The organism is Phyllobacterium ifriqiyense (genome assembly GCF_030817885.1).
Lineage (GTDB): Bacteria > Pseudomonadota > Alphaproteobacteria > Rhizobiales > Rhizobiaceae > Phyllobacterium > Phyllobacterium ifriqiyense.
This window is the reverse complement of record NZ_JAUSZT010000003.1, coordinates 2,831,911-2,857,564: the sequence shown is the minus strand read 5'-3', so window position 1 is coordinate 2,857,564 and position 25,654 is coordinate 2,831,911. Positions and strand designations below refer to the sequence as shown.

20 protein-coding genes and 1 tRNA gene are annotated in these 25,654 nt (G+C 50.6%); 6 read left to right on the top strand and 15 right to left on the bottom strand.

Annotated features, from left to right (window positions below; all coding sequences use genetic code 11):
- Positions 1-23 precede the first annotated feature (23 nt).
- The gene (locus QFZ34_RS21590) at positions 24-398 is read right to left on the bottom strand and encodes a helix-turn-helix domain-containing protein (protein ID WP_115052934.1); all 375 of its coding nucleotides are present in this window, start codon (positions 396-398) and stop codon (positions 24-26) included.
- 181 nt (positions 399-579) lie between these two features.
- On the opposite strand from QFZ34_RS21590, the gene QFZ34_RS21585 reads away from it, so the two are divergent.
- The gene (locus tag QFZ34_RS21585; protein ID WP_115052935.1) at positions 580-1,506 is read left to right on the top strand and encodes a DMT family transporter; all 927 of its coding nucleotides are present in this window, start codon (positions 580-582) and stop codon (positions 1,504-1,506) included.
- A 62-nt stretch (positions 1,507-1,568) separates the two neighbouring features.
- Positions 1,569-3,581, top strand: coding sequence for an acetyl-CoA carboxylase biotin carboxylase subunit (locus QFZ34_RS21580; RefSeq protein ID WP_307285390.1), 2,013 nt, complete (start codon positions 1,569-1,571; stop codon positions 3,579-3,581).
- Here QFZ34_RS21580 and lipB read toward each other — a convergent pair.
- Positions 3,578-4,297: a lipoyl(octanoyl) transferase LipB gene (gene lipB / locus QFZ34_RS21575; protein ID WP_307285386.1), complete on the bottom strand. Its 720-nt coding sequence runs from the start codon at positions 4,295-4,297 to the stop codon at positions 3,578-3,580. The two genes, QFZ34_RS21580 and lipB, sit on opposite strands and share 4 nt — an antisense overlap.
- A gap of 228 nt (positions 4,298-4,525) precedes the next feature.
- Here lipB and QFZ34_RS21570 point away from each other — a divergent pair.
- Positions 4,526-4,610: transfer RNA gene (locus tag QFZ34_RS21570), tRNA-Leu, on the top strand.
- 224 nt (positions 4,611-4,834) lie between these two features.
- Here the strand turns inward: QFZ34_RS21570 and QFZ34_RS21565 are convergent.
- The 8 genes from QFZ34_RS21565 to QFZ34_RS21530 form a co-directional block, all read right to left on the bottom strand.
- Positions 4,835-5,530: a sulfotransferase family 2 domain-containing protein gene (locus tag QFZ34_RS21565; RefSeq protein ID WP_307285383.1), complete on the bottom strand. Its 696-nt coding sequence runs from the start codon at positions 5,528-5,530 to the stop codon at positions 4,835-4,837.
- Positions 5,531-5,787: 257 nt separating this feature from the next.
- Positions 5,788-6,759, bottom strand: a complete 972-nt coding sequence (locus tag QFZ34_RS21560; RefSeq protein ID WP_307285380.1) for a methyltransferase domain-containing protein — start codon at positions 6,757-6,759, stop codon at positions 5,788-5,790.
- 59 nt (positions 6,760-6,818) lie between these two features.
- Entirely contained in the window at positions 6,819-8,342 is a 1,524-nt protein-coding gene (locus tag QFZ34_RS21555; RefSeq protein ID WP_307285378.1) for a rhamnan synthesis F family protein, read from the bottom strand.
- Position 8,343: 1 nt separating this feature from the next.
- A complete protein-coding gene (locus QFZ34_RS21550; protein WP_307285375.1) occupies positions 8,344-9,657 on the bottom strand; it encodes a glycosyltransferase WbsX family protein in 1,314 nt (437 codons plus the stop codon).
- Between the two features lie 105 nt (positions 9,658-9,762).
- Positions 9,763-10,962 (bottom strand): class I SAM-dependent methyltransferase, encoded by a 1,200-nt coding sequence (locus QFZ34_RS21545; protein ID WP_307285372.1) that lies wholly within the window; start codon positions 10,960-10,962, stop codon positions 9,763-9,765.
- An 86-nt stretch (positions 10,963-11,048) separates the two neighbouring features.
- Positions 11,049-13,616 carry a glycosyltransferase gene (locus QFZ34_RS21540; RefSeq protein ID WP_307285369.1) on the bottom strand — a complete coding sequence of 856 codons (2,568 nt, stop codon included), beginning with the start codon at positions 13,614-13,616 and terminating at the stop codon, positions 11,049-11,051.
- A 56-nt stretch (positions 13,617-13,672) separates the two neighbouring features.
- Positions 13,673-14,419: an ABC transporter ATP-binding protein gene (locus tag QFZ34_RS21535; RefSeq protein ID WP_115053288.1), complete on the bottom strand. Its 747-nt coding sequence runs from the start codon at positions 14,417-14,419 to the stop codon at positions 13,673-13,675.
- Between the two features lie 32 nt (positions 14,420-14,451).
- Entirely contained in the window at positions 14,452-15,483 is a 1,032-nt protein-coding gene (locus tag QFZ34_RS21530) for an ABC transporter permease (protein ID WP_307285366.1), read from the bottom strand.
- A 49-nt stretch (positions 15,484-15,532) separates the two neighbouring features.
- On the opposite strand from QFZ34_RS21530, the gene QFZ34_RS21525 reads away from it, so the two are divergent.
- A complete protein-coding gene (locus QFZ34_RS21525; RefSeq protein ID WP_307285363.1) occupies positions 15,533-17,575 on the top strand; it encodes an NADH:flavin oxidoreductase in 2,043 nt (680 codons plus the stop codon).
- Positions 17,576-17,631: 56 nt separating this feature from the next.
- Here the strand turns inward: QFZ34_RS21525 and QFZ34_RS21520 are convergent, their stop codons facing one another.
- Positions 17,632-18,633: an ABC transporter substrate-binding protein gene (locus tag QFZ34_RS21520; protein ID WP_307285360.1), complete on the bottom strand. Its 1,002-nt coding sequence runs from the start codon at positions 18,631-18,633 to the stop codon at positions 17,632-17,634.
- A gap of 278 nt (positions 18,634-18,911) precedes the next feature.
- Between QFZ34_RS21520 and QFZ34_RS21515 the strand changes: the two genes are divergently transcribed.
- The gene (locus QFZ34_RS21515; protein WP_307285358.1) at positions 18,912-20,336 is read left to right on the top strand and encodes an aldehyde dehydrogenase family protein; all 1,425 of its coding nucleotides are present in this window, start codon (positions 18,912-18,914) and stop codon (positions 20,334-20,336) included.
- Positions 20,337-20,365: 29 nt separating this feature from the next.
- Here QFZ34_RS21515 and QFZ34_RS21510 read toward each other — a convergent pair whose 3' ends face one another.
- Genes QFZ34_RS21510 through QFZ34_RS21495 form a run of 4 tightly spaced genes read right to left on the bottom strand, consistent with a single transcriptional unit; the run spans position 20,366 to position 24,661 of the window.
- Positions 20,366-21,952: a 5-guanidino-2-oxopentanoate decarboxylase gene (locus tag QFZ34_RS21510; RefSeq protein WP_307285355.1), complete on the bottom strand. Its 1,587-nt coding sequence runs from the start codon at positions 21,950-21,952 to the stop codon at positions 20,366-20,368.
- Positions 21,949-23,136: a pyridoxal phosphate-dependent aminotransferase gene (locus QFZ34_RS21505; protein WP_307286555.1), complete on the bottom strand. Its 1,188-nt coding sequence runs from the start codon at positions 23,134-23,136 to the stop codon at positions 21,949-21,951. Before QFZ34_RS21505 ends, QFZ34_RS21510 begins: the two co-directional genes overlap by 4 nt.
- Positions 23,136-23,792 carry a TetR/AcrR family transcriptional regulator gene (locus tag QFZ34_RS21500; RefSeq protein WP_115052952.1) on the bottom strand — a complete coding sequence of 219 codons (657 nt, stop codon included), beginning with the start codon at positions 23,790-23,792 and terminating at the stop codon, positions 23,136-23,138. Before QFZ34_RS21500 ends, QFZ34_RS21505 begins: the two co-directional genes overlap by 1 nt.
- A complete protein-coding gene (locus QFZ34_RS21495; RefSeq protein WP_307285351.1) occupies positions 23,789-24,661 on the bottom strand; it encodes a dimethylarginine dimethylaminohydrolase family protein in 873 nt (290 codons plus the stop codon). The genes QFZ34_RS21500 and QFZ34_RS21495 overlap by 4 nt, the downstream gene beginning before the upstream one ends.
- 170 nt (positions 24,662-24,831) lie before the next feature.
- Here QFZ34_RS21495 and QFZ34_RS21490 point away from each other — a divergent pair, with 170 nt between their 5' ends.
- Positions 24,832-25,650: an ABC transporter ATP-binding protein gene (locus QFZ34_RS21490; protein WP_307285348.1), complete on the top strand. Its 819-nt coding sequence runs from the start codon at positions 24,832-24,834 to the stop codon at positions 25,648-25,650.
- Positions 25,651-25,654: the final 4 nt, after the last annotated feature.

Below are 25,654 nucleotides of genomic sequence, written 5' to 3'. Positions count from 1 at the left end.
ACATAACGGTGAATCCCCATATTTTACGCTGCTTTGAGCGCTGCTATACGATCTTCCAGATTGGAAATCCGATTGCCGAGTTTTTCATGATGGTTCTTGAGTATGCTTATTTCGGCATTGATGGTCGCCGCATCTTCAGCGGTATCCACAGGGGCCTGACCAATACCGTGCATCAACCATGTTGGCGTAACACCGAGAAACCCGGCAAGCATGACAAGCCTATTGGCCCGCGGCTCTGACCGGTCCGACTCCCATGCAAGGATTGTCTGGGTCTTGACGCCAATGCGCTCGGCAACTTGCGAAACACTCATGGATTTGGCATCGCGAGCCCGTAGCAGCCGTCCACCCATGGTGTCCATGTCAGGCGTTTCGGTCATGATATTCGAGCGAAAATTCATGGAATTCTCCAGTTTTTCTTATTTTTTCAGTCTTGGGAGGGCTCGTTGCACCATTTACGGCCCCAAAAGTCAAATTTTGCAGCTATTGCGCGAGATTGTTTAGGCGCCGAGATTGCTTTTTCTGGTGGAGCAGATATGCCAAAATTCCTACCAGCGGACTTTCTTCAGAAAGGTATTGGCGATGGAAAATACGACCTCACAACAGGTGCGGGGCGTTTCTGCGATGGCTGCCGCCATGTTCTTCCTGCCTATGATGGACGCTATAGCCAAATGGCTTTCGGTCTTTGACAGCCTGCCGCCTGCAACAGCTACGCTTTTCAGGTTTGTTGTCCAAACCATTTTGACCATGATGATCATTGTGCCCATGACGGGCTTCAAATCCCTGATACCTGTGAAACTGTGGGGAAATCTGTTTCGCGGCTTCCTTATGGGTATTGGCAGCCTGTGCTTTTATGCAGCCGTCAAATATATGCCGCTCGCAGACGCAATGGCGGTGTTTTTCGTTGAGCCACTGATGTTGACCGTCTTGTCGGCGCTTATTCTAAAGGAGCAAGTTGGTTGGCGACGCCGGGTTGCAGTGGCAATAGGCTTCATTGGAACATTGATCGTCATACAGCCAAGCTGGGAGCTGTTTGGGTGGGTATCGTTGCTGCCGCTTGGAACAGCAGCGGTCTTTGCAATCTACCTTATCCTCAATCGCCGCTATGGCACTGTCGATACGCCGCTTGTGATGCAGCTTTATGCCGGGATTGGCGGAACGATTACCGTTTTGATTGCCCTCATACCTGCTGCATTTCTGGGTATTCAAGACATGACATTCGCCATGCCAGGAAATGCCATGTCGTGGTTTTTGCTGTTCATGATGGGATTGATAGCCACAATCGGACATCTCCTGATCACACATGCCTCACGACTTGCACCGGCTTCCCTGCTGGCATCATTCCAATATCTCGAAATTGTCATGGCAGTTCTCATCGGCTTATTGGTTTTCGGTGATTTTCCAACGCCGTCTAAATGGGTCGGGATCATCATCATCGTTGCATCAGGCGCCTATCTGATCTGGCGCGAGGGCAAGAAGCGAGAGACCACGGAACCGGCGTACAATTAATTGACAGCTGTTGAGCAAAGTTGTGTTTCACAATAGAAACAAAGATCTGTTGGGAGGTCTAAGTGTTTAAAAAAATTCTGATTGCCAATCGTGGTGAGATTGCGTGCCGCGTTATCAAGTCTGCACGGAAAATGGGAATTGCAACAGTAGCGGTCTATTCTGACGCTGATCGTGATGCTGTGCATGTTGAGATGGCGGATGAGGCCGTGCATATCGGACCAGCTGCGGCATCCGAAAGCTATCTCGTCCCTGAAAAGATTATCGCTGCTTGCAAGGAAACCGGGGCAGAGGCTGTCCATCCCGGTTATGGCTTTCTTTCCGAACGCGCCTCTTTTTGCGAAGAGCTGGAAAAGCAGGGCATTATATTCATTGGTCCGAAGCCCCGCGCGATCATCGCGATGGGCGACAAAATCGAATCGAAAAAATTTGCCAATGAGGCAAAGGTCAGCACTGTGCCCGGTTCACCCGATGTGATTATTGACGTTGCACATGCTGAACGGATCGCCGGAGAAATCGGCTATCCCGTCATGATCAAGGCTTCCGCTGGCGGCGGCGGTAAGGGCATGCGCATAGCCTGGAACAAGGCTGAAGTGCGCGACGGATTTGAACGCGCGACCTCGGAAGCGCGTAATTCCTTCGGAGATGATCGCATCTTCATCGAAAAGTTCATTGTCGATCCGCGCCACATCGAAATTCAGGTTCTTGCAGATAGCTTTGGCAATTGCATTTATCTTGGCGAACGGGAATGTTCCGTACAACGGCGCAACCAGAAGGTCGTCGAAGAGGCACCATCACCATTTTTGGATGAGGCAACTCGCAAAGCAATGGGCGAACAGGCTGTGGCGCTGTCCAAAGCCGTTGATTATCAGAGCGCCGGCACCGTCGAATTTATCGTAGACAAGGACCGCAACTTTTATTTCCTTGAGATGAATACACGCTTGCAGGTGGAGCATCCTGTAACTGAGCTGATTACCGGCATCGATCTGGTTGAACAGATGATCCGCATTGCCGCTGGGGAAAAGCTTGCAATCAAGCAAAACGAGGTGAAGCTCAATGGATGGGCCGTTGAAAGCCGTCTTTATGCAGAAGATCCATATCGTAATTTTCTGCCATCAATCGGGCGGCTGACGCGGTATCGTCCGCCGCTGGAGGGTCCTGTGGGCAAAGCTGTCATCCGGAATGATACGGGCGTGACGGAAGGGTCCGAAATTTCGATGTTCTATGATCCTATGGTGGCAAAGCTTTGCACCTGGGCACCGACACGGCTGGAAGCTGTCGATGCGATGGCCGATGCGCTCGACAATTTTGTCGTCGACGGAATTGAGCATAATATTCCATTTCTCGCGGCGCTGATGCAGCACCCCCGCTGGAGGGAAGGCAGGCTTTCAACGGCTTTTATCGCCGAGGAATTTCCGGACGGGTTCCAGCCGATATCCCCAACCGTAGATGACCTTGATGTTCTGGCGGCAATTGGACTTTCTGCCGAGCTTGTACGCAAAGAGCGCCTGGACCGTCTGGGTGACCGCCTGCGCCCGCATTCCGGCAGGATTCACGCGGAATGGGAGGTGCGGATTGGTGACGATTATGTGCCGGTGATTATTCGCAGCAGCGCAGCCAAACCTCCCGTCAAGCTTGAACTCTCCTTGCGGGGTGGGGACTTTGTCACCGTTCGTAGCGATTGGCGTCCGGGGGAGGCCGTTTGGGATGGCTATGTCAACGAGCGCCCTGTCAAAGCCCAGTTGCGCCCCGTTTCCAACGGTATGCGAATTGACTGGAAGGGCATGTCGGTCATCGCCCATCCCATGCAAAAGCATGTTGCGGCGCTGGAAAAGCTGATGCCGGTCAAGATTCCGCCGGACACGTCAAAATTGTTGCTTTGTCCTATGCCGGGATTGCTCGTCTCGGTAAATGTGAGTGCTGGGCAGGAGGTCAAGGCGGGCGAAACACTTGCTATCGTTGAAGCCATGAAGATGGAGAATGTGTTGCGCGCCGAGCGCGATCTGACCGTCTCCGTGATCAATGCAAAGCAGGGCGACAGCCTTGCCGTGGACGCTGTCATTATGGAGTTTGACTAAGCCGGCTCGATAGGGCCAAAGACGCTTTCAAAAGATTCTAGCAGCGCGCGGTCGAGATCATACATTTCGACCGGCAACCCCAGATCAACAAGGCTGGTGACGCCATGGCCGCGCACGCCACACGGAACAATTCCGTCAAAATGTGACAGCTCCGGCTCGACGTTGATGGAGATGCCGTGAAAACTGACCCATTTACGCAAACGAATGCCAATGGCGGCGATTTTGTCTTCCGCAGGCGAGCCATCTGCCAGCGCTGGGCGTTCCGGTCTGCTCACCCAAACGCCGACGCGATCTTCACGCCGTTCGCCCTTCACATTGAATGAAGCGAGCGTGAAAATGATCCATTGTTCGAGCGCTGTCACGAATGCACGGATATCTTCGCGCCGCTTTTTCAGGTCCAGCATGACATAAACCACGCGCTGGCCAGGTCCGTGATAAGTATATTCGCCGCCACGACCGGTTGCATAGACCGGGAAGCGGTCGGTTGCCAGCAGGTCTACCTCCTTGGCGCTTGTGCCGGCCGTGTAAAGCGGTGGATGCTCGACGAACCAGACCAGTTCGGACGCTGTTCCATCTCTGATGGCTGCGACGCGTTCTTCCATGAAGGCGAGGGCGAAATCATAATCAGTGAGGCCGTCGGCAACTGCCCATGCCACCGGCGATGATCCCTCGAGGGGTAAAAAGGCGGGAGCGAGTTCATCGCGGCTGGACTTCATAGAGCGGATAATTCCAATTAAGACTGCCTGTCATGCTCCGCGCGCGGAGATCAAGGATGGGTCCCGCGCATATGGACTTTTTCGCGGGTTATTTCCAGTGGGATGCGACAAGAGCGGCTTTTTGACAAGTTTATGAAAAACTATCTGAGATAAAGCGTGATAGGGCTTGTTTCCCGGAAACCTATTTGCTACTAGCGCCAAGCCGACATGTTCGGCTTCTACCACAGTGCGGTCGTGGCGGAATTGGTAGACGCGCAGCGTTGAGGTCGCTGTGTCGCAAGACGTGGAAGTTCGAGTCTTCTCGACCGCACCATATACTTTTCCAAGTATTTGATTATAAAGCAGAATACGGCGCCCATCGGGCGCCGTATTGCTTTTTGTGCATGTGGTCTGTCGCACAGACTTGGCGAGGCTTGCAACGCCTGCAGCAATATAGGCCTCAATCCATACGGTGAATCGATCGGCTATAATCACCGTCGCTACAATCGAGATAAGGAAAACGGCGGCTGGGATAGATATCGAGGTCAGCGGCATTTTTTAACAAGGCAGACGGTCGTACCCAAATAATTCAAAGTCACGGAAAAACAGGGAGTTGATCTTTTCAATAGATTTCTTGTCCATTCGGTTAATGTATCGATAGCTGAATGGATTTTCAGAAGCTGCCCCCTCCAAATCTACAACGTTTGCGTTGCGCGCCTCTGTTACTATGCCCACCTTCGAACAAAAATCAGAAAAGTCTTTTTCAAAGTGTTCGACGCGGCCGATAAAGTTCGCAAATTGTGTTTGGTTTATATGGGTCCAATAGTGGCCGGGATGCAGTGGGAAATTGGTGTTATATCCAATCTCGTAAATTTGATCCTCAGTCACGCTGGCTAGCCACTTGTCGAAGTCAAAGTCTGCCGCCTGAAGCTGTCGGTGATTCTCGTCCAATTGTTTCATGACCAGCGTTCTGATCCACTCTGCTGCATAACTATATGAAGGCTGCGTTCGAATGTCTTCCTGCAGCTGACGAAATCCCGAATAGACACGATCATAAGGGTTTCGAACGAAAGACCCAATGAAATAGTTTAACTTGCTTTCCGGTAAACAGGCAAAATCTGCACATGTCATGTGCTGGTGGACAATTCTATTCAAAGTGGGGTTGAAACTGAAAAAAGCGCTGTATGGACTCTCGTTGTAACCAGAAAGTCTGGCAACCATGGTTTGGCTTGCTGTTTTCCATGGCAGAAGCATGCAAAACTTCTTTGAATGAGAGATTATCATCTTTGATCTTTCACATAAATCCTGCGAAAGCTATGATGTGAGGTTGCAATAAATACAACTATAAAGTTCATCCCGGTGTGTAGATAAACTTAGAATTGAGAGCGGCTTGCGTTTTTGCAACATCATACAGCGCATTATAAATGACTGCTGATTCCTGCCTATCTCGGGCTAATGGGAGAAATCCAAAGGAAGCGCAATTGGCGACAACTCAATCAAGTCGACAATATCTAGGTCCGCACAAGTTGAGCAAACATATCAATCTCACCCGGAGGCGTTTTCGTGACTACACCTAGGTTGTAAGGAATAAGGTTTTCGTCAATGAGAGTCTGGATTTCGTCATAAAAAGTCTCTGTTGTGAAGACCCAGCAATGAGCATCGACATAATCGCTAATAGATTTTCTTGCCATTTCAATCGAATATTCAAGCGTGTGAACAAGGGAGCCGTTTCTCTCGTGCCAGCGATAGTAATCGAACACCTGAATCGGTGATGGCTTCGTTTGACGTAGTATATTGGCTGCGAAAAAGTCCTTTTGTTCAGAAATGGAACGTCTGCTGTCGAAAGTATGCTCCTTATTAGGAACAATCAGTGACAAGATGCCGCCTGGTTTCAAAACATGTCCAATATCCTGAAGCCAGGAAATAATGTCAGGGACATGTTCGATTACGTGGGATGCAATCACATAGTCAAACTTCAAACTGTCCGGCACAACATCTCGCAAATAGCCACCATTTGTCACGAAATCAACATCAACAATACTATTGATGTCCACCGTTGGCGTGTTTACGTGATTTCGTCGCAAATCCGCCGTAGAGCAGTAGTCAGCATAAAAAACTTGGCCAGCAGCTGGCCTGGCAATTGGATTGTCCAACGCGCCGATTTCGAGGCCGACCATGCTCCGTTGGTCAATGTTTTGAAAGACTTGCTCTACTCTGGATAGTGTGCGGTCTATGATCAATTTGGTTTCTCCCCCTAAATGACCGCTAACACAGGTTGGTGTTTGGAAAAAGTGCTTTCTAACCTCTGCTGTTGCAATACAATCGACTTGAATGCGAGGCTTGACCAGAACGTAGAGGTAAAGCGGCAAGACGCTATCTCGACTGCCGACGGCAAGATTAACCGCCTTGTATTGTGCTGGTTTGTTTTTCATTGGTGCGCTGCCCTGCGGCGCCAAGGGCAAGTCGGCAATGGTAATTTGCAATGTATTGATGCTGTGGATGTCGCCGCCTACTTTCCATCTACTTCCAAAGCCAAGAAATATCAGAAGTACTCAAGCTTCCTTTCCCTGGCTAATTCCGGCGATAGCTCTTTTTCACAGCCTGCTTCCAGCAATGTCCAGCCTTGGGAGTGCAGTGCCATCGGTATGGCGCGCTCCAAAACATGGCCGTAAGTGCCATCCCGCTCACCACCCTCGCTTTCGAATTGCGCAAAGTCCACAGACTCCAAAATTTCGTTCGCACATTGGGAGCGAATCCAAAACATTGTTCCCGCGTAAAAGCCTAGATCGTCTGAGGTAGGGGTGGCATAACCTCCGCGCTCCATAAACTCGCATACTCGTCTTTCGTTTGCTCCCCAATATCCGAGGTCGCTGACGTAAGATCCTTGAGCGCCAATCATTGCCAATTTAGGGGAGGTTTCAAATTGCCGAATAATATCGTTAATACCGCCGAAATCTGGAAGTAATTGATCCAAGAGATCCTTACGCCACTTCTCGCCGAGTGGTGAATAAAGGCTACGTTTGCCATGTATCTTGAGGATAGGAATGTTGTCAGCTAATCCCAGAAGCCGAAGAGCAACGAAGAATGGTAATACATCTCGACCTTTGTTCTCTGTTGCTAATACGTTCAAATAAACTTTCTTTCGCTTCCATCTCGTCTTAAATGCGGAGAGTACGGACGGATTTGACGATGTGACATGGATTTCACAGCCATCGGGCAAGCGTTCGAGTTTTAATATTAGTTCGTCCACTACCTCTTCGTAGTGGCAATGACAAATGACAACTGCCGGCGGCTCTAGCTGTGACACCTGCATGGGCGCTCTGGCTGCTGTTGTAGCAGCTGCTAATGCGATTGCGGCCATGCGCGGCGTTTCGGCTAGCCGCAACGGATTCTTGACCAGGCGTTCATATTTTACAATTCCGCAACGATCCTCAATCTCTTCAGCGTAATCATGGGTAGGGTTGATACCTCTTTTGCGCTGTTCACTCGAGATACGACCGGAGAGGCCGCTTGTATCGACAAGCGACGAAAATGACACATTCAGATCATTCAGACAGTGCGTTAGACCAATTTCGTAAGCAAAAATAACGCTTAGGCGTGTGGGTTGCGGTCGCACGCCACTTAGAAATTCATGGAATAATCGCTGTGAAAAAACCTTTCGGTCGATAGCGAATAAATAGCTTTGTCCGTGCCTAATGATTTGTGACGAACAGGTCAAAAATGCCGCACCATCTTTTGCAGATAACAGCTTCGACAAACTGTCGGTGAACTTCTCCTCATCGGAAATAAAGTAGCTATCGTTTGTAAATAGAATTTTGTCGGCTCTAGCGTCTCCTTGAAGAACATCGAAGCCGACCGCATAGCTCATGAAATCGTAACCCACATTGTCACGGGCTATGACGGAAAAACCTAGCTGCTTGGCGGTCTCTGAATCTTGTTGTGATATCCCTGTTGAAACGACCACAGCTTTTTGGACGTGGGGCCTGATCGCAGTCAACAATTTGTGCCAATTTTTCGATCGCTCGCTATAAGGATCGAAATGGGCAATGATTGCATTCACAGCCATATCACCGCCCTCTGATTTTACGTATCATGCGATATAGGATCCGAGCTGCTCTATAAAATAGAGGACGATTTTTCAGTTTGTTTGCAATCACCCAGGCGAGCGGAACATCGGTTTCGATACGACGGGCTCTAAGAGATTGTATCTCGCTCAAGGCAGCCTTGTATTCGCTTTCTACACCCGTCAGGTATCTAAAGTTAGCGATGTCATAGGATTTTATAGCAGCTAATGCCCCCATAGTTGTATCGTGAGCAGGTATGTTTGTGGTATATCTCTCTACGTCGGCACCACGTCGAACCGCTTCCAAATGTTGGTGGCCATACTTCAAACATGGCTCCAAATGGGCGCCTTCCGCCCACTCGTTCCATGCATTGATAAAGACAAACTTTTCTTTATTTTGAGTATCCTCAAGTGTCTTCACACTTTGATTGCGTAGCCAAAACTCAAATAATTCGGGCGAAGAGTTTTTGAATATAAATGGGTCGTTTTGCCTCCTCGCTGTGTTGTCCCAAGAAGGCATAGTTCCATGAAAAAATAAAAAGTCATTGTGAACACGATCGATGGATGTGGACATCACCGCTCTATAGTCCATTATGTTGCCGCGAAACTCAGGATTAGTGAATTTCGGCATATCAGAAGCAAACGAATTTTGTAGATACTGGTGCGGCGGAAATTCTACAAGCGCATCACATCCCCAGTCGGAAGGATGAAAAATATCATAAAAGGCTACAGACGCTATGAATAAGCCCGGAAGTCCGGCAGCTTTCGCCTGTTTCCGCCAATGTGCAAAAGTTTTCTTAGAATCCGCGAGTATGTCCGGACGATAAACGATTATGAGGGGCAATCCGTCATAACGAATATACCGATCATCCTGCATGGTGGGGATGATGTCATCAATGATGCGATTGTCATTCTCTACACTGTGTTCGTTAGACAGCAAAACCTCATTGTTGCCGCCATCCCACCGCTTTGTCCAATTTTCGTTTGCCCAGCAAAAACAAAAGGGCATATCGATTTTGTTTTTTATAAAAGTATCAATCGGTTTTTCAAGGATACGACGGCCAGAAAACCAGTAATAGTAGAAACAGAACCCGTATATGCCGTATTCTTTGGCGAGCGCCGCTTGAGCGGCCAAAGTTTCCGGCATACGGAGGTCATAAAAACCCAGATCCTTCGGTATTTGCGGTTGGTAATGCCCCTCATAATTCGGTTTTGCCTTGGCAACGTTGGTCCATTCCGTAAAACCCGCGCCCCACCACTCTGAGTTTTCTTTTACAGGGTGGAACTGCGGAAGGTAAAAGGCGATAGGCTTGATCATGAATCTCAGCTTCTGATTACAACAACTTGAGCTGTATTGAAGGGCACTTTAACGCCTGTCAAACTTTAATTCATATCCACCAGTTCAGCACGTGAATTGCTGATATCATTGACGAGGAACGATTAACCTTGCGAGGAACTTTGCAGCTCCCTTCAAAAATGGGATTCTGTTGATGAGGCTATTGAACCGAATTGCAAGCCGCCATGTCGTGCTGGAATGAACGTTGTGAAGTTGCTCTCTCAAGCTATCGAGCGCATCTGACAATCTATTTATACGAGCCAATCTGGTTTCATTTTCTAATCGAGTGGTCTCAAGAGCATTGGCAAGCTTTTCGTGCTCTTCTTGCGCTAATTGCAGCGAGGACCGCAGTGAGTTGACTTCCACCTTATGACTGTGAAGATCTTGGGTGGTTGTTTCAAGCCGTGTATCGCGCTCTTTTAGATCGTTAGCACATGTGTCTAAATCATTTTGAGTTTTGCGGAGAAGGAACTCCTCATCAATTACCTGCCAGTCGCTTGCATCAAAAAATCCGTAATTCTCAACGTTAGAATCGATGGTTGTATTCGAGCAAACTGCTAGAAAGTACATTGGAGTAGCGGTGACGCCGTCAAATCTTTCCGTCCATTTCGGGACGTCTGCATAAGTCATCTTAAAGTCGTTGTTTGGCATTTTCCATTCTCCATGGCTGTCGATTTCAACGACGTGCGAGGATGCTCCCGAAAATTGGCCAAACAATTTGGTGTGCTTAAACGTATTGTTTAGCGCGTTCTGGAATTCGGAAAATGCTAATTCTTTCAGATGATATGGATTATCATAGTTGAAGCGATCGCTATAATTCTCCTTATTTGGAGTGGATATTATCAACAAGCCGTTGCTCTTCAGCACTCGCTGCAATTCATTGATTGCGGCAAGCGGGTCATCGACATGTTCTACTGTTTCAAAGCAGACGATTACGTCAAATGTGTCTGTATCGAAAGGCAAATGCGCAAGATCGCCAACTTCAAATTGAACATTGCGAATTTTCGCGTATTTGCGTTTCGCATAGGCAATCGCGTTGGCGGCAACGTCCATGCCAATGATGTTTTTTGCCTTCTCGGCCATAATGGCGGTGCCATATCCTTCGCCAGATGCAATGTCCAACACTGCTTTCCCGCGTATAAATTGGGTCGCAAATGCGTAGCGGGCTAAGTGCTCCGCCGCGATTCGTCCGCCCATGCCGGGTATATATCGCTCGCCATCGAACGGAAGCTCGATAATTTCTTCGACAGTTTGTTCAGCGTCACTTAAGTTATTGCTCTTAGGCATGGCGAAGTCCCCTATTTTTAGTTTTTGGTTGCCTGCCGGCACCTCTCAACGCATCAAGCGTAGAGAGAAACTGTAGATTTGCTGGCTCAAGCAACTTTCATCTTGTGGCGCGCTATAACGTTTTCGAGATACCCAAACAACTCAGCAGCCTGGTTGTCGAAACTTTGAATATTATCCTTATAGGGATTGGAATAGGTTTTGAGAAATTCTCGCTTCTGAATGACGTTTTCCATGGCGTTTTTCAAATGGATACTGTTATTTGAAATGGGGATAATGTCGCCATTTTCTCCAGGAACTATGTCTTCAGTTGCTCCCCCGGCTTCAGTTACAATCACCCAGACATCGCGTATCAGTGCTTCTCGAACGGTTAGTCCGAAGCTTTCTTTCCATTGTGACGGAAATAGAAGAACGTCTATTTGGGAAAAGAACTCATCGATTGTTTCTTGGGTGTAGGCCGGAACTACACGCACCGGATTCGAAGCGTTTAGTCCTTCTAAATCCACCGTGCTACGGCCTTGATTAAGGGTATTGTCTACAAGCACCAGCTCAACGTTGCATGGTGGTAAGTCCGAAAAAGCCTTTCGAACCAATTCATAACCTTTAATCGGAGTAGCTCCCCCGACGTAGCCAAATCTAATGCGGTCAGATGGGTGGCGCTTATAAGTTTGAAGTGGTTTTTTTATTCCGTTTTTATTTACCGAAATTCGCTCGGGCTCAAATCCATTTTGGATGTGAAGTTCTTTGAAATAAGCGCTTGGCGAGATTATCCCATCCGCTCGGTGGAGACACTCCAAGACAATTGCGCTGCGATCTCTGTTAAATTGGCTGTCCTGAACGCAGCTGGAGCAGATTTGGGGATCAATCCATTGTTGATTACAGAACTTGTTGTCACCGGTCACCATGAACTGCCGCTCACAAAGCCACCATGCATCGTGAAGGGTAACCGTATATGGGATATCAAAATCGTTACAAACGGTTGCCAACTCAACGCCCAGAGTTTGGATTGAATGCAGTTGTACGATGTCAGGTTTGATAGATTTCAGGACCTCTTTGAAAACCTGGCCCATTGTATAGTCCTTGATATCCATAAGACGGCTTCGGACTATTGGCACCTTTGCGGCAAAAACTGTGGCTCCCTTGGCGCTATATCGCACTAGGTCGTAGTCGCCTGCACTGGTATTTGACCAAGATGTGAATATGTAAACTTCAACATTTTTGTTAGCTGCGAAACGTTGCGCAATCTCCTCAACAACTATGGTCGCTCCTCCATACGATTGAGGGGAGAAGTAAATATTCGCAAGAAGTATTCTTGTAACATTTGGATTGGGACTGGCAAAGGTCGATACAAGTGAGGCCAATTGCTGGTTTGCGATGTTTTCCGGCGCGTATATCTGGCGGACCATGCGATAGGCATTTTCACCAATCTGAGAAGCTCTTACAGGATCATCCACGAGCGAGAGCAGGGCTTGTTCCCATTCAGTTGGACTTGAGGCTAGAAGGCCAGTTTCACCGTCGACGATAACAGAAGAGAAGGCTTCGGCGGGTGAGCATACAGTCGGAAGCCCCACAATCGACGCCTCAAGAAACTTAATGTTGCTTTTCGCGTCGTTGAAAACGCTTTTTTCTAACGGGGCAATTGAAATATCTGCACTGGCGATACTCTCTAAATAGCCTTCGAAGGTAGTGAACGGGATTCGCTCGATCCTATGGGCAAACCTGCCAAATCTGGATTCGATGTTCAACTCGCCGATGATGCGGAGCTTGGCGTTGGCACGCTTCGCAAGAACGTTATAAATAGCTTCACTGGCAGACAAAAAGTCGACATCATGAGTTTTTGTGCCGGAACCATAGACGATGGTTACCCCGTCTTCGAAGGGCACCCGTTTTGTAACCTTGTCGCGGATATTTTCTGCTATTCTTATGGTGTCAGCATCCAACGCGTTTTCGATAACGTATGCCGGTCTGCCCGTAGTTTCGGTCATCACTTGGGCAATGACTTTCGTCGATCCTATTCCTTCATCGCAGAGAAGTAGCGCCTCGCGATATAGCTTCATCCCGTCCAACAGGCTGTTTCGGATGTGAGAATCTAAACGCTGTAAATTCGTATTGGACGAATAGCCTTCCGGATCGAAGATTAGGTCATCAACTTCCCAAAATGTTCGTATCCCGAGGCGCTTACACTCGTTCGCCAGTAAGATGACATCCGGCACCGCAGGCACTCTATAAAATATTACTATCGGGTAGCTCTGAAGAAGGTTTCGGACTTTGTCGAAGTCCGTCCAATTGACAATCTTGGTTTCAATATCAAGTTCGGCAAACAATTCGGCTTTTTGGTCCACCCGATATTTTTTGCATTGGGGAATGGACATTTCCGCAACTATTAAAACGCGCCGAGTCATGAATTCAGATGCGCTGGGGCCTTCCGACACAGGATAAAACGTTGACAGGGCGGCTTTGCTTTCATCGGTAGCCGAGGACAAAAGCGACGCCCGTCTTTTTGCAATTAGGGACCATAATGTGCCATTTATTGCGAACCCGAAAATCCTCAACAAGGTTTTTCGTATGCCAAAGATGCGAACAGATTCTAACAGTTTTCTGCCGGCGAAATGCAGCACATTTGTTGCGCGTCGAATGTGCCCGGAAATTCCTTGCAAAGAATTCATCCTATTACCGGTAATGCGCGAACATATGGACTATTGGTGTGCTCCAATCACTGATGGCCAAAGTAAGCGTCTGCAACAGTTTGTGAATCCCCATCCATCTTTATCTTTCCGTGTTCCAACCAAACAATCCGGGTGCAATTTTTAAGGAGAAGTTCCCGAGAGTGACTAGCAATGATAAGAATTTTCGTCTCGTTGACGAGTCCCCGCAACCGCTCGTTTGCCTTGTTTTGAAAACTCTCGTCTCCTGCAGCGAGCCACTCGTCCATGATCAATATTTCGGGCTTGATGACTGTAGAAATCGAGAACGCTAGTCGCAATTGCATACCTGTCGAGTATGTCCTGACGGGCATATCCAGAAAGCTTCCTAATTCGGAAAACTCTTCGATCTCATTTTGCTTCTCGGCCATTTGTTTTTTTGAGAAGCCAAGAAGCGCCCCGCGTATGCCGATATTTTCCCTGCCAGTTGCCTCAGGATCGATACCCAGCGAAATATTAATTAAAGACGTGCATTTGCCGTTGATAGATATGCGGCCACCCGAAGGGTAATATACACCGCTCATCACCCGCAAAAGTGTGGTTTTTCCTGAGCCGTTGTGGCCGATAAGTCCAAGCCGATCGCCTTCTTTGAGGCTTATATTTATCGAATCCAAGCCTCGAATGACAACATGTCCTTCCGAGTTCGAGCCGATTGTCCCCCCGGTTGCCAGGCTCATAACCTGGTTCTTAAGTGATCTGCTTCTCGCGTTATAAATAGGGAAATCTACAGTAACATCTTCAAGAGACATGGAAGTCATGTTTACCTTCACAATTTCATTCATAGTTCTGATTAGAGCCAGTACGTCACGCGTGAGCGAAACCGGTTCAGGAATAACATCGCAACTGCCCAACCTATGACAGCCATGGCGGACACAACGCCCCAGTTTAATGCGCTACCGGTACTTCCGAGCAACGGCTCACGTATGACGCTGATGAGGTGATAGAAGGGATTGAAGTCCAAAATGAGTAGCGATTTATCGGCAGGCAGTTGATGCGGTTGCCACATGATGGGGGTAACATACATTCCCACTTGCATGATGTTTTGTATGATTTGCGTCAGGTCGCGATAACGGGTGCAGACTATTGACAGGATTACCATCATCCAGAGCAGATTTATCGAAACGAGTGCGAATCCTGGAATCACTAGAAGCGCTTCCCATCCAAAGAATTTTCCGAATATTAAAAGGATGACCGGAAGAATTATGATATTGTGGAAGAGGATTATGGAGTTTCGCCACCAGGTTCTGAGAATATATGTGAAGAATGGCAGGGGCAACTGCAACATCGTGTCGGAGTTTGATATGAAACTGACACAGCCTTCGTTGATGAGCTGAGAATAGTATCCCCACATAATCAGGCCCACGCAGATGAAGGGCAGAAACTCCGACATCGGGGACCGGAAGATTGTGCCGAAAACCAGGCCAAGAGCTGCGATTAACACGCCCATATTGATGGTTAGCCAAAAGGCGCCCACACTTGATCGTCGATAACGTTGAGCGACATCCTGCCAACCTAATAGTGCTGCAAGCCGAAAATTGCCGACGGCGCTGGTTATGTCTTCCCAGGCCGTTATCTTTTGCGAATTCGCTATAGTCATATGGAAGCGCGTCTTTCTGTCATTTAAAGCGAGGGTAGTGGCGCTGGCTATATACCGAAAATCACGGCAATTCCATGAGGAGATTAAATTTCTAAATGCTCGTGGCAACTGTTCCCACTTGGAGTGTGGCCCTGAAGCCTCCACATTTTGTGCTGCTTCGCGGGTGTCAAAGTGTTGGTGCTGCGGCGGATGCGTGTCAAAAGAGGTCGCGGGCAAGAAACTCATAGGCCGATTGCTGGATTAGGATGAACCCAAATAAAAGGGGACTGGTCCATTGCCGTCACATGATGATCCGCTTTTGCAACCCTATCAGCTGAAACATTTGCGGCTTAAAAACCGCATCATGTCGACCAGTCATGAGCCTGCCTATTCAGAAGATGGCATGCCGAAGCAGCGGTACAGGCTTTATCATACGGAAAAGGCAAAGGGCGGCATTGCGCTGACGATGACCGCTGGTTCGGCTGTCGTGTCGCGGGAATCGCCGCCTGCTTTCGGTAATCTGCACGCCTATAACGATGAAATCGTGCCGTGGTTGCGCGAATTGACAGATGATTGTCATGAGCACGGTGCTGCCGTGATGATACAGCTTACACATCTTGGCCGCCGCACCAGCTGGAACAAGGCCGATTGGCTGCCCGTCATATCAGCATCACCCATACGCGAGCCAGCCCACCGCGCTTTTCCCAAAGAGGCCGAGGACTGGGATATTGAACGGATCATCATGGATTATGCTTCTGCGGCGCAGCGCATGCAGGCAGCCGGATTGGATGGCATTGAGTTCGAGGCATATGGACATCTTATGGATGGTTTTTGGTCGCCCGCCACGAATAAACGAGAAGACGAATATGGCGGTTCGCTGGATAATCGTCTGCGTTTTACATGGTCGGTGATCGATGCTGTACGCAAAGCTGTCGGACCGGATTTCATCGTCGGCATTCGCATGGTTGCGGATGAAGATTGGGAGCAGGGGCTTTCAAAACAGGAAGGTATGGAGATTGCCCGGCGTATCGCAGCATCGGGAAAGTTTGATTTTCTGAATATTATTCGTGGTCATATCGATACGGATGCGGCGCTGAATGAAGTGATTCCCATTCAGGGCATGCGCTCTTCCCCGCATCTCGATTTTGCCGGAGATGTTCGCGAGGCGACAAAGTTTCCTGTGTTTCATGCGGCCAGAATTGCCGATGTTGCCACTGCCAGACATGCGGTTGCCGAAGGTAAGCTGGATATGGTGGGGATGACACGTGCTCATATCGCTGACCCGCATATCGTACGTAAAATAATGGCAGGCGAAGAACATCGTATAAGGCCGTGTGTTGGAGCGACCTATTGCCTTGATCGCATTTACGAGGGCGGAGAGGCGTTGTGTATTCACAATGCTGCAACAGGCCGCGAGATTTCAATGCCGCATATGATTTCCAAAGCCAGCCAAAGCAAGTCGGTGGTTGTCGTAGGAGCAGGTCCCGCAGGACTTGAAGTGGCACGCGTTGCAGCTGAGGCTGGCCACAGGGTCGAAATACTCGAGGCTGCTGATAAAGCGGGCGGCCAAGTGATGTTGGCTTCAAAAAACCCCCGCCGTAAGGAAATGATCGGCATTGTTGATTGGCGTCTTGCCGAGCTTGAGCGCCTCGGTGTTCCGCTGCAATACAATATATGGGCTGAGGCTAATGATATTATATCTCTTGATCCGGATATTGTCGTTATCGCAACGGGTGGACTGCCACAGAACCCGCCACTTGCTGCCGGGGACGATCTGGTTACGTCGAGCTGGGATATTTTGGCTGGATCCGTGAAACCCGGTGAAAATGTCCTGCTCTACGACGATAATGGCGGGCACCAAGGTATGAGTGCGGCTGAAGTCATCGCGCAAGGTGGTTCAAAGCTGGAGCTGGTTAGTCCTGAGCGCTTTTTCGCGCCAGAGATGGGAGGCATGAATCACGTGCCCTATATGCGCGTGTTTCAACAGCAAGGCGTGCGCGTGACGATCAATACTCGGCTGTTGTCGGTTAAGCGCCTTGGCAATCAACTCATCGCCATATTGGGCTCTGATTACGCACCAGACTATCGGGAAGAAAGAACGGTCGACCAGGTGGTTGTCGAGCATGGCACATTGCCCATCGACGATCTCTACCGCGAATTGAAGCCGCTTTCGCGCAATGGTGGTGCGGTCGATTATGACAGGCTGGTCAATGGCGGAGCGATTTTCCCGGTTCGTTCGGAAGGGCAATTCGATCTTTTGCGCATTGGCGATGCCGTTCATGCCCGCAACATTCATGCGGCGATCTATGACGGCCTGCGTTACGCAACACGCTTTTAGGGTCCGGACCCTAGAATGGAGGGCAGCGACCAAGCCGCTGCCCCTTATTTTCTGGGTTAGTTGATTTCAGCTTTTACCTTTTCGGCAACTTCAGCGCTGACCCATTTGGTCCAGATCGCTTCATTGTTCTTCAGGAAGTGCTTTGCACCATCTTCGCCTGTCGCCTGATTGTCTGTCATCCAGGCGAGCAGTTCGTTGACCGTTTTGTTGTCCCAGGAGCGGGCTTTCAAATAATCCATGATGGGGCCGGCATTTTCGCTGAACTTCTTGGTAACGACTGTGTCGACCTCGGCGATTTCCCAATCATTTTTCTTCGGGTCAGGACAATCGGCAACCGTGTTGCAGCGCTTCCATTCGGCAGCATCAAATTTCACGCCATGATCCAGTTTGACCATCGCATATTTGCCAAGAAGGGCCGTTGGCTCCCAGTAATATCCGACCCAACCTTCCTTGCGTTCATATGCTTTAGCCAGTGAGCCATCAAGACCGGCGGCCGATCCCGTGTCCACGAGCGTGAAGCCTTTCTTTTCGGCATCATAGGCCTTGAAGAACTGGGCGGTTGCCACAGTACCGCCCCAGCCGGGAGGTCCGTTGAATACCGCGCCTTTTGTCTTGTCTTCGGGAGCGGGGAAAAGTTCCGGATGCTTAAGCGCATCATCGATTGTTTTAATATCGGGATGAGCGTCAGCCAAATATTTTGGAATCCACCAACCCTGCACGCCACCATCCGATAGCGACTTGGAAGCATAGACAAGTTTGCCGTCAGCTACGGCCTTGTCCATGATATCGCGCATGAAATCGATCCAACCTTCGGGCGCAATGTCCGGCTGTCCCTTTTCCGTCATGGAAGTGAGGGTTGGAATAGTGTCGCCTTGCACAACGTCTGCGTTGCACCCATAGCCAGCATTGAGGATGATCTTGTCGAGATTAGCGAGAACCTCCGCCGACTGCCAGTTCATGCTGGCAATGGTGACATCGCCGCATTCCGCAGCGGATACGTTGCTGACCGCGCCGAGTAGCGCCAATCCCATAACGCTGCTCAATAAGAGTGATTTCATCAAAGTACCCCTTCATTTTTTATTTGAATTCTGGCTTGGAAATTATGGGCATTCGCCATTGACCGGATGCTGTGAGCAGCGCCCGGTTGTGATTGCACGTGCTCGATGCAGGAATGAACCATAGGGCGAGGATAGTACCGCAACACACAGCCAAGAAGCTTGGATGCGGCAAGTCGTATATTGTCTGCGACATCAAATATATTCAGCCACAGCGGGCCTTGCCATCGTCTGATTGATGGTCAGAATGGAGAAAAGTTCGGTTAGCAGGAGGATGATCTATGCTCGACAAACGCAAATTCTATATCAATGGTGAATGGGTCGATCCGCTGCAACCAAATGATCTGGAAGTGCTTAATCCGGCAACGGAAAAGCCGATTGCCGTTATTTCAATGGGGACTGCGGCGGATGTTGATCGTGCAGTCGCAGCGGCAAAGAATGCCTTTGAAAGTTACAGCCGGACGTCGGTAGAGGAACGGCTGGCGTTACTCGAAAAACTGCTGGCAGTTTACCGACGTCGTTATGATGAGATGGCACGGACGATCACGCTGGAACTGGGCGCTCCGATTACAATGAGCACGCAGCAGCAGGCCGATGTTGGTGTGGGACATCTTCAGGGCTTTATAGATGCCCTCAAGAGCATTCATATGCGAGAGGATTTGCCCAATGGCGACCTGCTGGTACGTGAGCCAATCGGCGTTTGCGGGCTGATTACGCCATGGAACTGGCCGGTGAATCAAATTGCATTGAAGGTCATTCCAGCTCTGGCGACAGGCAGCACTTGCGTATTGAAACCAAGTGAGTTCACGCCGCTTAATGCGATGCTCTATGCGGAAATGGTGCATGAGGCAGGATTTCCGGCCGGAACTTTCAATCTCATCAATGGTGATGGGCCTTCAGTCGGTGCTGCGCTTTCAAAGCACAAGGACGTCGACATGATGTCATTCACCGGTTCCACGCGCGCTGGCATCGCCGTCAGCAAGGATGCGGCAGATACCGTAAAGCGTGTCACGCTGGAACTGGGGGGCAAATCTCCCAATATTGTATTTGAGGATGCAGACCTTGAAGACCGGGTTTCCAGTAGCGTGTTTGAGTGCTTCAACAATAGCGGTCAATCATGTGATGCGCCGACGCGTATGCTCGTGCAGCGCTCGGTCTATGACAAGGTTGTGAAAATTGCGGAAGAAACCGGAAAGCAAGCGCGCGTTGGCAATCCGGAAGAGGAGGGCGACCATATCGGCCCGCTTGTCAGCAATGTTCAGTATGGCCGCGTCCAAAGTCTGATCGAGGCCGGTATTGCAGAAGGCGCTCGTGTATTGGTTGGCGGCGCTGGCAAGCCGAAAGGATATGAGACCGGCTATTTCGTGCAACCAACCATTTTTGCCGATGTGAATAATGACATGCGCATCGCCAAGGAAGAAGTGTTCGGTCCGGTTCTGGCGCTAATCCCGTTCGACACGGAAGAAGAAGCTATCGCGATTGCCAATGACACGCCCTATGGCCTTGCGGCCTATGTGCAGACGGGAGATGCAAAGCGGGCGGAACGGGTTGCGTCACGCCTCAAGGCGGGAATGGTGCATATCAATGGTGGTCCCCATCGCTATGGCAGCCCGTTTGGTGGCTACAAGCAATCCGGTAACGGGCGCGAGGGTGGAAAATTCGGGCTTGAGGATTTTCTGGAAGTCAAAACAATCCATAGGCCATAGGCAAATCGGGTTGGCTGGTAGGACATCCTTCAGCCAACCAGTTTTTCATCTATTTCAATTAGATAGGGCTTTTCGCTCTCTTTTGCCGCTAAAAGAGCGGAAGGCAGCTCATTGATGTTGCTGAGCCGCTTTGAAGGCAGACCATAGGCTTCAGCGATCTTGATATAATCTGGAGCCGAGGGGCGGACACCAACCGGATTGATATTGACCTCAACCATTGCGCGTTCGATTTCTTGATAGCCCTGATTGTTCCAGACGATGAAGATAACGGGGACCTGTTCGTCAATTGCAGCGCCAAGTTCGCCGAGAACAAACTGAAACCCGCCATCGCCGACAATACAAATCGTCGTGGTGTCCGGCTTGCCTAATGCCGCACCAATTGCTGCGGGAGGACCGAAGCCAAGCGCGCCAAAGCCTGTAGCTGCATTGAACCAGCCGCCTACGCGGTCGTGGTCGTAATACATATTGCCGGAATAGATGGTCTGGGTGGAATCACCCACGATCAATGAATTGGGCAACGTATCGCGCAGTGTATTCAAAAACCGCACTTGGCCTTGTGTGCGGGTATCAATGTCAGCCCATGCACTCTCGCGGGCCTTGCGTGCGCGATCTTCACCGGATTGAGCATTGCGACGTTCCGGCAATGCGCCAGCCAATTTCTCGACCGTTTCCTTGGCTGAGGCTTCTATTGGCAGAAATGCCGGCCAGCGATCGAGCTGGCTCGCATCAATATCGATACGGACAAAGCGCGTCAGTTCGGGAAAGCCACCGTCGCCATACATGTCATAATCGGTCGGACCCATTTCTGTGCCGATGGCAATCACAAGGTCACTGTCGGCGATAAGCTCCCGCACTGCCTTAAGGCTGGGGCTGGCAGGGATAAGCAAAGGGTGATCATGCATGATGCCGCGTGCATTGGTCGTGGCGACGACCGGTGCATCGAGCTTTTCGGAAAGTTCTACCAGACCGTCCGCAGCTGCTTTCGCGCCGCCGCCTATGAGGAGTACCGGACGCTGTGCATTGAGACACAGGCGGGTTAATTCCACCATTGTCTCAGTAGATGCCTGTGGAATTGGAGCATCGGAGAGCAGGCGTGACGCATTTTCCAGCGGAAGGGCCATGATATCGAGCGGAATTTCGATGTGAACAGGGCCGGGCCGTCGGGATGCGAACAAGGCAAAAGCCCTTGCCAGAACAATCGGAAGCTCGTCCGGCTGTTCAATGCGATGCGAGAACATGGCGACGGTTTGCAACATGGCGCGTTGATTGGGCAGTTCATGCAGAAAACCCATGCCCTTGCCGAGCGAATCGCGCTGATTTACCCCGGAAATGACCAGCATCGGAATGGAGTCCGCCCGTGCCTGTCCCATCGCCGTGATCGTGTTGGTGATACCAGGGCCGGTGATTACAAATGCAACGCCCGGTTTGCCCGTAGCCCGCGCGTAACCATCGGCCATAAAGCCAGCACCTTGCTCGTGGCGCGGTGTGATATGGCGTATTTTGGATCCGGCAAGCCCACGGTAGAGTTCTATCGTATGGACGCCAGGAATGCCGAAAACCGTGTCGACATCATAAGATTCGAGCAGTTGAACCAGAGCTTCACCGACAGTGGTCATGCGGATTTCCGTTGTTGCAAGCGGGAAGCGAGGCGGACAATACCGGCGCAAGCAGCGTCAATCTTGTCTTCAGCAACGCTGAGGCTGAGGCGAAGATAGCCGGAAAGGTTTTCGCCAAAGGATTCACCCGGCATGACAGCAACAAGCTCTTCTTCCAGCAAGCGCATGGCAAAATCTTGCCCTGAAAGGCCTGTTGCCCGGATGTCGACCAGAATGAACATGCCAGCTTGTGGTGGTTTGGCGGAGATTCCTGCTACCCCATCGAGACGCTCGGAAATCATTTGCGCGCGGTGCAAAAAGTTTGCCTTCATGATTGCAGCAGCAGCAGCCGGTTGGCTGAGCGCATAGGCTGTCATGTCCGCGATGAATGGCTGAACGCCAAAAAGGATCGATTCCGACAAGGGCAATAGCTTTTGCGTAAACTCTTTTGGTCCAACACACCATCCACTGCGGAAGCCGGGGGCCGCATGCGATTTGGAGATCGATGCGACGGCAACTGTCCGGTCCGCCAGCTCTGGTCTATCCAAGGGAGAGGCGAATTTGCCGTCGAAAATCAGCAGCTCGTACACCTCGTCGGAGACGATCCAGAGATTGTGCTTGCGGCAGACTTCACCAATTTCTGCAACTTCCTTCTCGCTTAATACAGCTCCAGTTGGATTATGCGGCGTATTGAGCAAGAGGACTTTGGCGTTTGGCGTAATCACCTTTTCAAGATCAGACGCCTGCATGCGAAAACCTTTTTCCGGACGAAGCGGCACTGAAACACGAGTGGCGCCGGTGGCGCGCACCACGCCGTCATAAGTCGCATAAAGGGGATCACCGGTGATAATCTCGTCGCCTTCTTCAGCCAGTCCCAGCATGACCAGCGAGAGCGCTGTCTGTGTGCCGGGAAAGCACATGATATTATCCGGATTAATCTGCCGACCAGTGCGGGCGGTATATTTTTTTGACAGTTCAGCAAGAACCGCAGGCTCGCCGCGGCCATTCGAATAGCCGGTGCGGCCCGAACGCATCGCGCTTTCGGCCACGTCCATCATGTCGGTTGGAGTAGGAATATCAGGTTCACCAATGGTCAATTCGATGATCTTGGCACCGGCGTGTTTCATCTCACGCGCACGCATATGCACGGCCCATTTATCTGAGCCTAATCCGGCCAGACGATCAGTAACAGACGCAAAGCGCATCATATCGCGCCTCCTTTGGTGCTAAGTGAAATTCCAAGAACCGCCTCGATAGCGGCAATGCCGGTTTCCGCCAACTCCCCGTCGGCAAAAATATCGCCGGCCAAACATCCTTCAAGCCATAACCCGTCGATGATGGCGTTGATAGCTATAGCATATCGCCTTGTTATCGAGCCGTCGGCAGGCTTGGAGGTGGCAAGCAAGGCGTCACGAATAAGCGCTTCCAGCTCATCGCGAAACCCCAAATAGCCGTCACGGTGTGCAGCTGCCATTGCGGGATCTGCGTGAACGAGACCGATAAAGCCGGCCCAGAGCGACAGATTATGGGGGTCCATGATAGGCGTGCCCAGATTGGCGGTCACGAATGCACTAAGACGGGCGCGGGGGTCCGAGTCCGCGTTCTTGAGCGCATCGCTAGCCTGCACAGTCATGCGACTCATCACCGCCCTGTACGCCGCGCCGATCAAATCATCTTTGACCGGAAAATAATAACGGATCAGCCCCGGAGTAACATCAGCACGCAATGCAATTTCACGCACCGTCGCACCGGCAAGTCCACGTTCCGCCACACATTCGAGCGTTGCCGCGATAAGGTCCTCGCGGCGTTTGTCTTCACCCTCGCGGCGAAAGCTCTTGCGTGTGGCGCTCTGTGTTTTCATTGACGCCAGACAGGGCGGGTGAGGCAAGTAGGGCCGCCTTCACAGGCGATGCACAGTGCATCCGCGTCGAATGTCGTAACGGTGCAACCGGCAGCTTCCATTGCGGCCTTGGTCTTCTCAAATCCGGCCACTGCTATTACTTCGTAAGGAGCGGTGGGGAGGACATTGAGATTAAGACCATTGCTTGCCGCAAACTCTTCTTCCGGTGCCACAACGAGACGAATGCCGCGCTCTTTCAGGAGCTGGTAGAATGCGGCTGGCAAAAGAGGCAAATGGACCAACGCCAAATCTTCCGCGAGCGGTGAAATGATCGACATGAGATGCAAGCAGGCTTCCTCGCCCTGCCAAAGTGGCAAGTCAAAGCCCAGAACAGCAATGCCTAGCGGCTCAAGAATCGCACGAAGCTGATCAATACCCGACTGATTGGTGCGAACGCCACGGCCGACTGCAAGCGTTTTGCTATCCACCCACACGCAATCACCACCTTCGACGGTGCCCGGCGCTTCAATACGGCCAAGGACCGGCACATTCATCTCGCGATAGGTTTCCTCGTGAAGATCGGTTTCATCTAGCCGCAGACTTTTACCCATGCGCAAGAGAACAGCACCCTTGTCGGTTACGAGCGATGGATCGTGGGTGAAGATGGAGTCTGAAAGCCCGTCATTGCCGTCACGAATCCAGGTAATATCGGCACCTGATTTTGCGACCAGATCTGCAAACACACTGTGCTGCTCAGACGCCTTGCGTGGATCAAACTGAGGTCCATAGTGCCAGACATCGCGCTCGGCACCGGCCATAACGCGATCGGGCAGACGCATGATGACGCGTTTCAAGGGAAGGGCCATGGATTGGGAACCGAATGCGCTCATGCCGGATGCTCTCAAAATATTGCAACTTCCCGTATTTATACGCTTGCATAATTAGAGCGCAAGTGGTGTGATGCGGTTAATTCAGGCAAATTAGACCTGTGCTGACAAAAGAGGCGGATTGAGATTGTCATGAGTGATTCTGCACGACCAAGACAGACTGGAGCTCCCGCATGACGGTGAGCGATGCGGTTTTAACGGACCCGCTCCAACAGCAGTCAGCTGAGCAGGCTGAAGCCATTCATGTGTGGAATTTACATAAGCGCTTTGGTTCGCTTGAGGTACTCAAGGGCGTTTCCATGACTGCCAGAGATGGCGATGTCGTTGCATTGATCGGTGGTAGCGGTTCCGGCAAATCCACCTTTCTGCGCTGCATCAATTTTCTCGAAAACCCCACAAGCGGCGTTATACGCATCAATGGCGAAGACATTGAAATGGTCAGCGACGGGGTGGGTGGGCAATATCCTGCCAATCGCCGCCAGATCGAGCGTATTCGTAGCCGTCTGGGAATGGTCTTTCAAAACTTCAACCTCTGGCAGCATATGACACTGTTGCAGAACGTCATCGAAGTGCCAGTGCATGTGCTTGGCGTGAAACGCGATGAAGCGATTGCCGTGGGCGAACAACTTCTTGAGCGTGTTGGGCTGTCTGCCAAACGTGATGTTTATCCTGCTTATCTGTCCGGCGGCCAACAGCAACGCGGCGCTATTGCCCGTGCGTTGGCTATTCAGCCGCGTGTCATGTTGTTTGACGAACCAACCTCAGCGCTTGATCCCGAACTTGTCGGCGAAGTCCTGAAAGTGATTGCGGATCTGGCCAAGGAAGGCCGGACAATGCTTCTCGTTACGCACGAGATGAAGTTTGCGCGCGAAGTGGCAAGCCATGTCATGTACCTGCACAACGGCATTGTCGAGGAAGAGGGACCACCGGAAGATTTGTTCGGATCACCAAAATCAGAACGTTTAAAACAGTTTATCCGAACTGTCTCATAAACTG